The organism is Bacillus sp. Brlt_9, from assembly GCF_051948935.1.
Taxonomy (GTDB): Bacteria; Bacillota; Bacilli; order Bacillales; family Bacillaceae_G; genus Bacillus_A.
In genome coordinates, this window is sequence record NZ_JAYJLO010000001.1 from 387,815 (window position 1) to 400,557 (window position 12,743).

The window sequence follows — 12,743 nt, forward strand, 5'->3', positions numbered from 1 at the left end:
AAGTTCCTTTTTGGAACTTCTTTTTATTTGACTATTACTTTGCCTTCCATTCCTTTCAGAAGATGGTACCGGCATATTAATTCATATGTACCAGTATTTTTAGGTTTTACGGTAATGTTTTTTTCTTTTCCTGACTCGACTACGACGTCAATGCCGAGTTTTTTTACTGTAAAGGTGTGCTCGCTTTTACCTTTGTTTTTCAAAAGAAAGGTTGTGGATTGTTCAATCGGAATCGTGACGACATTAGGGTTAAAGTAATCATCATTCAGTTCAACTTCAATGACTTTCGTTGCATCGATAGGTTGTGTTACGACGTTAACTGAGGCAAATGCATGGAAGGAGCTAAAAGTTATCATCCCTACAATTATCACAAGTAGACCGGTGAATCGAAATAACCATTTGTTCATAGACATTCGTAATTCTCCTTTTGTAAGTACTTTCCCCAATTAACCTGCATCATTAGTTCACGAGTTATACAATGCGTGTAAAAAAGCTGTTTCTCCTTTCTATAAGTGCGTTAATTGTAAAAATTTCACATACCGTAATGGGGATAAAAATTATTTTTTCAAAAAAATGTAGTAATTCCTTTTTGGAGTTTGCTATAATTAGTTCGAATGTGGGCAGTATCAGATCGAACTGCACCATGATTCGAAGCAATATGAAAAATAATAACTTGGATTCTGCCTTGATCCAATAACGGACTGGGACAGAGGGATGAATAATGCCGACTAACACACAACCCTTCTGCCCTTTTATGGCCAGAGGGGTTTTTTATATGATTTCGGCCATCTCCTCTCTCCTGCATAAAGGAGGAGTAGTTTTTGAAAACAAAAACAGATTTTTTGAAAATGAAAGAGCAAGGTGAGCCGATTACAATGCTAACGGCGTATGATTACCCATCTGCTAAGTTAGCAGAAGAAGCTGAAGTTGATATGATTCTAGTTGGAGATTCCCTTGGGATGGTTGTGCTCGGCTACGATTCAACAGTACCTGTAACAGTAGAGGATATGATTCATCATACGAAAGCTGTACGCCGAGGAGCGAAAGAGACGTTTATTGTAACTGATATGCCATTTATGTCGTACCATGTGTCGCTGCAAGATACGATGGTGAATGCACGCCGCATCGTTCAAGAAAGTGGTGCTCATGCACTGAAGGTAGAAGGTGCAGGGGAAGTGGTATCAACGATTCATTACTTGACGAACGCGGGAATTCCTGTCGTGGCGCACTTAGGCTTAACTCCTCAATCTGTAGGAGTACTAGGTGGGTATAAAGTACAAGGAAAAGATGCTGAAAGTGCAAGGAAATTAATAGAAGATGCGAAGAGATGTGAGGAAGCTGGTGCAATTGCGCTTGTGTTAGAATGTGTGCCAATGCAATTAGCGGAATTAATTTCGAAGCAATTAACAATTCCGACGATTGGAATTGGAGCAGGGAAAAAAGTAGATGGGCAAGTACTTGTTTATCATGATCTTATCTCATACGGCGTAAATCGTGTTCCGAAATTCGTGAAGCAATATACGTCTGTTCAAGGGGAGATTGTGCGAGGGATTTCACAATACGTTACTGAAGTAAAGACAGGGCAATTTCCAGAAGAAAAACATTCATTCACAATGAAAGAGGAAGAGTGCTTAGCGTTATACGGAGGAAAACAATAATGAAAATCGTAACTACAGTGCAAGAGATGCAGCAAATTACAAAAGAACTGCATGCAAGTGGAAAAAGTATTGGTTTTGTCCCAACGATGGGTTATTTACATGAAGGGCATGCGACTTTATTACGTCAGGCAAGAAAAGAAAATGAAATTGTAGTGTTAAGCGTGTTTGTTAATCCGCTACAGTTTGGACCGAATGAAGATTTAGATCGATACCCTCGTGATATTGATAGAGATGAAAATGTAGCAAAAGAAAACGGTGTAGATTATTTATTTTATCCGAGCGTAGAAGAAATGTATCCAGTAGAACAAACGACAACAGTAGAAGTTGTGAAGCGTACCGATGTATTATGTGGCAAACAAAGACCTGGTCATTTCGCTGGTGTTGCGACTGTACTAATGAAACTATTTAATATTACATTACCAACGCGTGCTTATTTCGGTATGAAAGATGCGCAGCAAGTTGCTGTTATTGAAGGATTTGTCGCTGATTTTAATATTCCGGTTACGATCGTACCAGTAGATATTGTAAGGGAAGAAGACGGATTAGCGAAGAGTTCTCGTAACGTGTATTTATCACAAGAAGAGCGTGAAGAGGCCCCTCAATTATACCGCAGTCTATGTGTAGCGAAGGAGAGAATTGAGGCAGGCGAACGTAATGCAGAAATCATTACAACTCTTGTGAAAGAGTATATTGAGACGTATACGAAAGGCACTGTAGATTATGTTGATTTATATGCTTATCCTTCACTACAAGAAATGGATGAAATTGAAGGACGAATTATTTTAGCGATCGCAGTTAAATTTGAGAATGTACGATTAATTGACAATATAACATTAACGGTTGAATAAGGGGGAGCATCTATGTTTCGCACAATGATGAGAGCGAAGTTACACCGCGCAACAGTAACAGAAGCAAATTTAAATTATGTAGGTAGTATTACAATTGATGAAGATTTAATGGATGCAGTAAATATTGTAGAAAATGAAAAAGTACAAATTGTAAATAACAATAATGGTGCTCGCTTAGAGACATATGTTATTAAGGGAGAACGCGGTAGCGGTGTTGTTTGTTTAAATGGTGCAGCTGCAAGGCTTGTACAGCCTGGAGATAAAGTTATTATTATTTGCTACGGTTTAGTGGCAGAAGAAAATATTCATAAACAAGAGCCGAAAATTGCAGTATTAGATGATGAGAATAAAATTATTGAAATGTTAGGTGCTGAAAAAGCGGGTACGATCTTATAAGTAAGAAGGCTATCTCTATTACGGAGATAGCTTTTTTGTGCATCTTTTCATTAAGATGAGATAAAACGTGGTATAGTAACATTATATAATTTTGTGTTTGATAGGTAAGAAATTGAGGTGTTACATATATGAGTAAGCGTTATGTCGTTGTGGATTTAGAAACGACAGGGAACTCCTGGAAGGATGGGAAGGATAAAATTACCCAAATTGCAGCTGTTGTAGTGGAAGATGGAGAGATATTAGAGATTTTTTCATCTTTTATTAATCCGAAGAGAGAGATTCCGCCATTTATTACAGAACTAACAGGGATTGATGAGAGTATGGTTAAGCAAGCCCCGTTATTTCAAGATGTAGCCCCGATGGTTGTTGAGCTATTACAAGGTGCAGCTTTCGTTGCACATAACGTTCACTTTGATTGGAATTTTTTAACGGAAGAATTAAGGCAGGCTGGATATACAGAAGTACATTGTCCTAAAGTTGATACAGTCGAATTGGCGCAAATTCTTTTGCCGACGGCTGATAGTTATAAATTACGTGATTTAGCTAAACAACATGAATTAGAGCACGATCAACCGCATCGTGCGGATAGCGATGCTCTTGCAACAGCGGAATTGTTTTTACAATTTTTAAATGAAATTGAAGAGTTACCACTTGTCACCTTACAATCGCTTTATGAATTGAGCGATGTTTTTCAAAGTGATATAGCGGATGTACTTTCTGAAAATATTTTAAAGAAAATGATGCATGGTAAAAAAGAGGCAGAGGGGTATGAAGTGTATCGAAACATTGCGCTTCGAAAACGGAATTATTCTTTAAACCTCAGTGAAACGTGTTCATTAAAATTTGATGCTTTCTTGCATAAGACAGTTGAGAAACTTGAATTGAATATGCCAAAGTTTGAAAAAAGAGAAAGCCAACAAATTATGATGAAGGAAATATATACAGCACTAAGAGATTCTAGGTTTTCGCTAATTGAAGCAGGAACAGGAACAGGGAAGACTCTTGCATATTTACTTCCGAGTATTTATTTTGCAACGAAAAAAGAGGAACCTGTCATCATAAGTACCCAAACAGTGCAACTGCAACAACAAATACTAGAAAAAGAAATTCCATTATTACAGAAAATAATGCCATTTTCATTTGAAGTAGCTCTTTTGAAAGGAAGAAAGCATTATCTTTGTCTGCATAAATTTGAATATGCTTTGCAAGAGGAAGAGAAAAATTATGATATGGCGCTCACAAAGGCAAAAATTTTAGTATGGTTATTGCAAACGGAAACTGGCGATCGAGATGAATTAAATATTCCTGAGGGCGGAAAGTTACTTTGGAACCGTATTTGTAGCGATGTACATAGTCCAGGCGGGATGCAAAGCAACTGGTATAGCCGTTGTTTTTATCAACGTGCAAAGAATAAAGCGTTATTTGCAGATATCGTTATTACAAATCATGCGTTATTATTTCAAGATTTTTCAAGTGAAGAACCACTATTTGCTTCATGTGAACATATTATTTTTGATGAGGCTCATCATATTGAGGAAGCGGCGAGTAGAACGTTAGGTGAACAGTTCTCCTGTATGTATTTCCAGCTAGTTTTATCTCGTCTTGGTACGCTAGAAACAGATGATGTACTTTCTAAAGTATATAAAATGATGAAAAAATCAGAGCAAGCCTCTCGTTCCACTTTCCGTATGGTGAGTCATAGTTTGAAGGAATTGAAATTTGATGCGGATGAGCTATTCCAAATGCTACGTGCTTTTATCTTTAAGCAAACAAAGCAGGAACAAGGGATAAGCAATATGCCACTCATTTATCGATATAACACGGAAGTAGAGAAAGGTAAGTTATGGGATAGCATTACCGAGTTAACAAATCGTTTTGTATACGATGTAAGAAAATTGTTAACTACACTTGAGAAGCAAGTTGATATATTGCAAAGTAAATTAGAATGGGAGATGCATGTTGTTACAGGTGAATTTATGCATTTAATTGAGTTGTTGAGAAAGATGGAACAATCTTTACAATTACTCATTTTAGAAAAAAATTCATACGTGACATGGATGGAAACTGAAACGAAGGGAACCATTCATTCAACCGTTTTATATGCACAGCCTGTTCATATTGGTGAAAGATTTGCGGATGAATTTTTAACACAGAAAAAAAGTGTTATTTTCACATCAGCAACGTTAACAGTAAATGATTCGTTTGACTATATAAAAGAGGAGCTAGGTTTACATGATTTTGCTCCAAATACATTACAAGTCCCGTCACCATTCCGTTTTGAAGAACAGATGAAATTAATGGTTTCAACGGATGTGCCTTTTATTAAGCAAGCAAGTAATGAAGAATATATTGAATCTGTATCGGCACATATTGCAAAAATAGCGAAAGCTACAAAAGGTAGAATGCTCGTTTTATTCACTTCATATGAAATGTTGAAAGAAGCGTATACGAATTTGAAAAATGATGATGAATTAGAAGGGTATTTATTATTAACGCAAAGTGTGAATAATAAGAGCCGAAGTCGTCTCATCCGTAAATTTCAAGAATTCGATAAATCGATTTTATTAGGAACAAGTAGTTTTTGGGAAGGGATAGATATACCTGGAGATGCACTTAGTTGTCTTGTTATTGTCCGGCTGCCCTTTACTCCTCCTCATCAACCGATGATGGAAGCAAAAGGAGAGTGGTTAAAAAATCAAGGAGAGGACGTATTCGCTAAGTTAGCACTTCCGCAAGCCATACTGCGTTTCAAGCAAGGATTTGGTCGTCTTATTAGAACAAGTACAGATACCGGAACAGTATTTGTATTAGATCGTCGTTTGACGAGCGCTTCCTATGGAAAACGATTTTTACAATCAATCCCAACTGTCCCGCTCTATGAAGGCCCTCTAGTAGAATTGTTAGAACAAATTAAAGGGACAGCCAACTGAATAAAATTGGAAGAAAAAATACGCCTGAAGTACGTTTAAACTTCAGGCGTAAAAAATGTGGGTAGGAGGAATTTTATTTTTCTTACTTCTTGTATACAAAATGTATTGGTTTTCGACTTGAAACCTTTTTTTGCAGTACATGTCCTGCTATAATAGATGGGTGATGAAGCAGGGGTTGTAAAGAATGTACTCTTATTGTAACCGCATTGCGTTCTTCTATAATTAGAAATTTTTGTGTAACGGAGGAGTTTTTTCATGGATAAGAAAATCGAAGTCCTATCAACGACGCGTATTAAATATTCGTCTGACTTGTATAAAATTGTTGATAGTTTGAATCGTACGTTAAAAGAGCAGGACCTCATGTTCGGATTAGCATTAGACGAAAAAGATAAAGAAACAGCTGTATTTACGATTTACAGAACGTAGTGATACAATGAAAAAGTGGATCTTTGCAATCGTTATCGTAATCGTTGCTAGCGGAATATATGGGGCGTATGTTTACAATAAAGCAATGGAAAAGAAAATCCCTAAAGAGGCAAAATCTGTAGAAATTGCGAAAGAAAAGGCAAAGCTTACAAAAGTAAAATCTGTTGATTATTATAACGGAGAATCTTCATATACAGTCGTACAAGGTACAGATGAAAAAGGAGAACAACTTATCGTTTGGGTGCCTAATAAAAAAGGGGAAACTATAGTAAGGAAAAAGAGCGAAGGTATTTCTGAAAAAGATGCTTTACAAAGAACGATTGAACAAGTCGGAGATGACAGTAAAGAACCCAAAAGTAAGCCTAAAGAAATTTTAAAAGTAAAATTAGGCTTTGAAAATAATATACCACTATGGGAAGTTACATATATTGATGATGACAATCGTTATAGTTATTACTATCTTGCATTTGAAGATGGTCAGTTTTTACGACGATACAGCATTGAAAAATAGATGTAGGGGGAACTACAAATGAAATTAGCAAAGCGAGTAGCTGCTTTAACACCATCTGCAACTTTAGAAATTACAGCAAAGGCACAAGCATTAAAAGCAGAAGGTCATGATGTAATTGGATTAGGAGCAGGAGAACCTGACTTTAATACGCCAGAACATATTATGAATGCTGCACATAAAGCGATGTTAGAAGGACATACGAAGTATACACCAACAGGTGGATTACAAGCGTTAAAACAAGAAATTGTGAAGAAGTTTACTCGCGATCAAGGAATTGCGTATGATCCGTCTGAAATTATTGTATGTAACGGCGCAAAGCATGCATTATATACATTATTCCAAGTGTTACTTGATGAAGGAGATGAAGTTATCATCCCTACGCCTTACTGGGTAAGTTATCCGGAACAAGTAAAGCTTGCTGGTGGTAAGCCAGTTTATGTAGAAGGCCTTGAAGACAATGAATACAAAATTACAGCGAAGCAGCTGCGTGAGGCAATTACAGAGAAAACGAAAGCAGTTATTATTAATTCACCGAGCAATCCAACAGGAATGATTTACAGCAAAGAAGAATTACAACAGCTTGGAGAAGTATGTTTAGAACACGATATTTTAATCGTTTCAGATGAAATTTATGAAAAGTTAATTTATGGTGGAGCAGAATATACTTCGGTTGCCCAGCTTTCTAATGCATTAAAAGAACAAACACTTATTATTAATGGTGTATCTAAATCTCATTCTATGACAGGATGGCGTATTGGATATGCAGCAGGAAATAAGCAGCTTATTAAAGCGATGACGAACTTAGCGAGTCATAGTACGTCAAACCCTACTTCAATCGCTCAATACGGCGCAATTGCGGCATATGCAGGCTCACAAGAACCTGTAGAAACAATGCGTCAAGCATTTGAAGAGAGATTAAACATTATTTATGATAAATTAATTCAAATCCCTGGCTTTACTTGCATTAAACCACAAGGTGCATTTTACTTATTCCCTAATGTAAAAGAAGCTGTAGCTTTATCAGGATACGAAAACGTTGATGATTGGGCAAAAGCTTTATTAGAAGAGGAAAAAGTGGCTCTTGTACCAGGTACAGGATTTGGTGCTCCGAATAACGTTCGCTTATCATATGCGACATCTCTTGAACAAGTAGAGAAAGCATTAGAACGCATTCATACGTTTATGAAAAGTAAAGTGCAAGCTTAACCCTAATATTTTATGAACGCAATACAAAAAACCTTCCTACATAATAGGGAGGTTTTTTTGACGAATTGTGGCAAAAAGAAATAGCGAAAGGTGTGTTATACTAGAGAGCGAGGTGTTTGGTGATGAAAAAGAAAATGATGTTACAGTGGTTTGAGCAGGGAAGCATTGCAATTCCAAAATTACTTATGATGCATTATAAAAAATTAGGGTTAAATGAAACGGAATTTATGGTTGTACTTCATGTACACACATTTTTAGAATCGGGCAATACGTTTCCGACTCCGTCAGAGATTTCAGAACGGATGACAATTAGTGAAATGAAATGTATGGAAGTCATTCAGACGTTGATTCAAAAAGGTTTTTTATCACTAGAAGGTGGACAAAGATCAGAAGCGATGATGTGTGAAAGTTATTCTTTACAACCGCTTTGGGAAAAAATATTGCATTTCTTAATGAATGAATCAATAGAGGAAGAACAAAAAGAAATAAAACAATTGCAAGTAAATTTATATACAGTATTTGAAAAAGAATTTGGAAGACCACTTTCTCCATTTGAATGTGAGACGTTAGGAATGTGGGAAGATCAAGATCAACATCATCCGAATTTAATTCAAGCGGCCCTCAGGGAAGCTGTAATGAGTGGTAAGCTTAATTTCCGATATATTGATCGTATTTTATTTGAGTGGAAAAAGAATGGTATTAAAACAGTAGATCAAGCCCAAAACCAAGGACGAAAATTTAGAGCAAATCAACAACGAACGCAGCAAACGACAAAACAAGAGACGAAATTTACTGGGAAAGTACCTTTTTATAATTGGTTGGAGCAGTAATGTAGGAGGCAGTATATGTTAAATAAAACGCAAATTCGCTATTGTTTAGACACAATGGCGGATATGTACCCAGAAGCACATTGTGAACTAATTCATGATAATCCATTTGAACTAGTAATCGCGGTAGCATTATCTGCACAATGTACAGATGTACTTGTAAATAAAGTGACGAAAAATTTATTTCAAAAATATAAAACGCCAGAAGATTATTTAAGTGTTTCCCTAGAAGAGTTACAACAAGATATACGTTCTATTGGGTTGTATAGAAATAAAGCAAAAAACATTCAAAAATTGTGCCGAATGTTGCTGGATGATTATAACGGAAAAGTTCCAGAAGACCGTGACGAGCTGACGAAATTACCAGGAGTAGGGAGAAAAACAGCAAATGTAGTTGTTTCGGTAGCATATGGTATTCCGGCAATTGCTGTTGATACGCATGTAGAGAGAGTAAGTAAACGGTTAGCGATTTGTAGATGGAAAGATTCCGTGTTAGAAGTAGAAAAGACATTAATGAAGAAAGTTCCGATGGATGAATGGAGCGTTACACATCACCGTATGATTTTCTTTGGACGTTATCACTGTAAAGCACAGCGACCACAATGTGAAGAGTGCCCTTTACTAGAAGTATGTCGTGAAGGAAAGAAGCGAATGAAGGGGAAATAAAGGATGGAGCGAGTTATAGAAATACCGAAAGAGTTTCGGTGCTTACCATTTTTTAAAGCAAGTATACATTCGGTTGTGTATTATACAGAACAGCCTTTTGAAGAAATCATACAAAATACTTACTTTATATATGATATGGAAAGACAATATGAGCCGTGGAATGAAATTGAAAATAGTATTCCAGTACTATTGAATGTATGGAAAAGTAAGCATGAAGATATTGCTACACTATTTCGAAACAGAAATAAGCAAGAAGCTGAAGGCCCAATGATTCTTTTTGCAGCACATTTGCTTTCAATTGTATATTGGCTAAATGAGCAACCTGTTCAAAGTTTGAATGAAATGGAAGATTACACGAGCAAATTGGAAGTACAACCAGTTAATTTTATGGAGCGATATTCGTTCATTATAAAGAAACCAAATAATTATCATTCTTATATTCAGTTAGCACAGTTGTATATTGAAATAGAAAAGTTATATGTAAAGAAAATGATAACAAAAAAGAAGTCCTTTTCTCGTTAAGAGAAAAGGACTTCTTTTTTGTATTAAGATTCTGTTGTAACAACATTTCCGTCTGCGTGAGGTGTATCTCCTCCGGTATTTTGTTGTTGCTCTTGCTCTTGTTTTTGCTGTTCTTCTTCAGCTTTCTTTTTGGCAGCCTCTTCTTCAGCTTTCTTTCTAGCAGCTTCTTCTTCGGCTTTCTTTTTAGCGGCTTCTTCTTCAGCAGCCTTTTTCTGAGCTTCTTCTTGTTGTTTACGTTGTTGCTCTTGTTGCTGCTCTTGTTGTTTACGCTGTTCTTCAGCAGCCTTTTTCTGAGCCTCTTCTTGTTTTAATTTATCTTCATTAGCTTTTTTCTGAGCGTCCTCATCAGCTTTCTTTTTAGCAGCTTCTTCTTCGGCTTTCTTTTTAGCAGCCTCATCTTCAGTTTTCTTCGCGTCTGGAGTTCCGCCAGGCGCAGTGAAGGATGCTCCAACTGCTGGGCTTGTTCCAGTACCTTTTTTCGCTACTACGGAGAAACTGTAAGTAACGCCTGGTTTAATACCACCAAGAGTAGCTGTTGTACCTTTTACTGATAAACTACCACTTGAACCGTCAGTCGCTTTATAGCTTGCTGCATACGCATCAACTGCTGCTGGTCCAGACCAGTTTAGTGTAACTGTGCTAGCGCCATCGAAAGTGACATTCAGACCACTAGGTGCATCTACTTTAATTTGTTTAATTGCATCTTTCTTAGCACCTTTTACGTACAATTCACCATTTAGCTCTTGTACAGAAGAAGGGCGTTCGAAACGAGATTTATCTGTAGCGAATTTGCTCATCATTACTTGGAACATTTGCTGTGCAATTCGAGTATAACGATCACTAATGTAGTTTTCTGGGCCATTTTTTTCGTAACCAGTCCATACTGCCATTGTATATTGCGGTGTATATCCAGCGAACCAGCTATCTCTGTTTGCATCAGCTGGAATACCGTATTTTTTTATAGCGTCTTCGTCAAAGTTTTGTGTTCCTGTTTTACCTGCTACGTCAATACCTGAAACGTATGCTGTTGGACCTGTACCACCAGAACCAGGTTTTACTACGTCACGAAGAACGTCAGTCACCATGTAAGCTGTATAGTCTTGCATTGCACGTTGTTCTTTCGGTTTAAAACTTTTCTTTTTCCCGTCTGGGAAGATGACTTCTTTTACGAAGTGAGGCTTATTATACACACCGTCATTGCCAAATGCGGCATACGCCCCAGCTACTTGTAATGGAGAACTATCGTTACTACCAATTGCTGTTGATTCATATGTTTTGCCGTCTTTAAATGTCATACCTAAGCCTTCAGCAAACGCTTGTGACTTAGGAAGACCAACCGCTTGAGCTGTTTTTAAAGCCGGAATGTTTAATGATTTTTTCAGTGCTTCACGTAGTGAAACGTCACCTTTGTAACTATTTGTTGCATTTCGTATTTTTTTACCATTGGAGTACGTATACTCTGAGTCATTTAATTGATGGTATGTAGACCATTGTAAATTCTCAATTGCTGGTCCGTAGTCGAAAATTGGTTTCATTGTTGAACCGACTTGGCGTTTTAAATCAGTGGCCATATTATGACCTTTGAAAGTAGACTTACTTTCTTTACGCCCAGCTCCAATTGCTCGAACTTCTCCAGATTGTGTATCCATAAATACGAATGATCCTTGGAATTGATCGTTTGGATACTTAATAAGATTGCCATCCATAATTTTTTCAGCATAATCTTGAGCATCTTGATCAAGTGTTGTATGAATCGTTAAACCATCGGAACCAATATTTACATCAGGATATTCTTTTTCAACTTCTTTTACAACAGCATCTAAAAATGCTTGATACTTCATCTCTGTTACTTCTGAAGATGGTTGAAGACCCTCAGTTACAGAGATTTTCATTGCGTTATTCATTTCATCCTTTGTTATGTAACCATGTCGATTCATTAATGATAATACGACGTTACGACGTTGTGTAGCCCGTTCAACGTTGTCTTGTTTTGTTGGATCATAAATATTAGGACCTTGGGGTAAGCCTGCAAGCATTGCAGCTTCATGTAACTGTAAGTCTTTTAAATCTTTGTCATAATATTTTTTTGCTGCTGTTGCAATACCGTACGAACGGTTACCTAAGTTAATCTTATTTAAGTACATTTCTAAAATTTCATGTTTAGAATATTGTTGCTCTAATTTGTAAGATAGGTACCATTCTTGCACTTTTCTCTTTGCAGTTTTGTCCATCGTTAGAAAATAGTTTTTGACTACTTGTTGTGTAATCGTACTACCACCTTGAGACCCGAATCCTCCAGTGACATTTTCCATAACTGCTTTTGTAGTTCGTTTAAAATCAATCCCATTATGATCATAGAAACGTGAATCCTCAGTTGCAAGGAATGCATTTTCAACTACTTTTGGAATTTGATCATACGTAACGTGGGTTCGTTTTTCAGCACCGTATTCATAGAAAAAGTTCCCATTCTTATCAAGAAACTTTGTTGATAAAGGATTAACAAGTTTTGATTTGTCTAATTTTGGAGCATCCTTTACCATAACAAAGAAAGCGGAAACGCCAGCTACAAGACCAACGATACCAAGAAGTAGACAACCTATAAGGAATTTTTTAAAAAAGGAGCCTTTTTTCTTTGGTTTTTTCTCTGTATTTGTTTCTTGCTTTTGATTTTTTACATGATTTCGTTCTGTACGAGAACGATAATTATCTGACATTATACTTTCTCCTACCTTTCATTCTCTCCCCAAAAGTCG

General features: G+C 36.7%; 12 protein-coding genes. 10 read left to right on the plus strand and 2 right to left on the minus strand.

What is annotated here, in order from left to right; translation table 11 throughout:
• Window positions 1–23 precede the first annotated feature (23 nt).
• Window positions 24–413, minus strand: a complete 390-nt coding sequence (locus VF726_RS02115) for a cupredoxin domain-containing protein (RefSeq protein WP_212955232.1) — start codon at window positions 411–413, stop codon at window positions 24–26.
• Window positions 414–821: 408 nt separating this feature from the next.
• Here VF726_RS02115 and panB point away from each other — a divergent pair, with 408 nt between their 5' ends.
• The 10 genes from panB to VF726_RS02165 all read left to right on the plus strand — a co-directional run bounded on the left by panB (window position 822) and on the right by VF726_RS02165 (window position 9,990).
• The gene (panB, locus tag VF726_RS02120; RefSeq protein WP_212955231.1) at window positions 822–1,658 is read left to right on the plus strand and encodes a 3-methyl-2-oxobutanoate hydroxymethyltransferase; all 837 of its coding nucleotides are present in this window, start codon (window positions 822–824) and stop codon (window positions 1,656–1,658) included.
• A complete protein-coding gene (panC, locus tag VF726_RS02125; protein ID WP_212955230.1) occupies window positions 1,658–2,506 on the plus strand; it encodes a pantoate--beta-alanine ligase in 849 nt (282 codons plus the stop codon). Before panB ends, panC begins: the two co-directional genes overlap by 1 nt.
• 12 nt (window positions 2,507–2,518) lie before the next feature.
• Entirely contained in the window at window positions 2,519–2,902 is a 384-nt protein-coding gene (gene panD, locus VF726_RS02130; RefSeq protein WP_048527069.1) for an aspartate 1-decarboxylase, read from the plus strand.
• 128 nt (window positions 2,903–3,030) lie between these two features.
• Window positions 3,031–5,832, plus strand: coding sequence for an ATP-dependent DNA helicase DinG (dinG, locus tag VF726_RS02135; protein WP_440165493.1), 2,802 nt, complete (start codon window positions 3,031–3,033; stop codon window positions 5,830–5,832).
• Between the two features lie 255 nt (window positions 5,833–6,087).
• Window positions 6,088–6,258, plus strand: a complete 171-nt coding sequence (locus VF726_RS02140) for a YpmA family protein (RefSeq protein WP_000358352.1) — start codon at window positions 6,088–6,090, stop codon at window positions 6,256–6,258.
• A gap of 7 nt (window positions 6,259–6,265) precedes the next feature.
• Window positions 6,266–6,769: a cell wall elongation regulator TseB-like domain-containing protein gene (locus tag VF726_RS02145; protein WP_440165496.1), complete on the plus strand. Its 504-nt coding sequence runs from the start codon at window positions 6,266–6,268 to the stop codon at window positions 6,767–6,769.
• 18 nt (window positions 6,770–6,787) lie between these two features.
• Window positions 6,788–7,975, plus strand: coding sequence for an aspartate transaminase AspB (gene aspB / locus VF726_RS02150; RefSeq protein WP_073517791.1), 1,188 nt, complete (start codon window positions 6,788–6,790; stop codon window positions 7,973–7,975).
• 122 nt (window positions 7,976–8,097) lie between these two features.
• Window positions 8,098–8,805: a DNA replication protein DnaD gene (gene dnaD / locus VF726_RS02155; RefSeq protein ID WP_440165498.1), complete on the plus strand. Its 708-nt coding sequence runs from the start codon at window positions 8,098–8,100 to the stop codon at window positions 8,803–8,805.
• A gap of 15 nt (window positions 8,806–8,820) precedes the next feature.
• Window positions 8,821–9,468 carry an endonuclease III gene (gene nth, locus VF726_RS02160; protein WP_440165500.1) on the plus strand — a complete coding sequence of 216 codons (648 nt, stop codon included), beginning with the start codon at window positions 8,821–8,823 and terminating at the stop codon, window positions 9,466–9,468.
• Between the two features lie 3 nt (window positions 9,469–9,471).
• On the plus strand, window positions 9,472–9,990 hold the full coding sequence (locus tag VF726_RS02165; protein ID WP_440165502.1) for a YpoC family protein: 519 nt from the start codon (window positions 9,472–9,474) through the stop codon (window positions 9,988–9,990).
• A gap of 23 nt (window positions 9,991–10,013) precedes the next feature.
• On the opposite strand, the gene VF726_RS02170 is transcribed toward VF726_RS02165, so the two are convergent.
• Window positions 10,014–12,704, minus strand: a complete 2,691-nt coding sequence (locus tag VF726_RS02170; protein WP_440165504.1) for a PBP1A family penicillin-binding protein — start codon at window positions 12,702–12,704, stop codon at window positions 10,014–10,016.
• Between the last annotated feature and the right edge of the window lie 39 nt (window positions 12,705–12,743).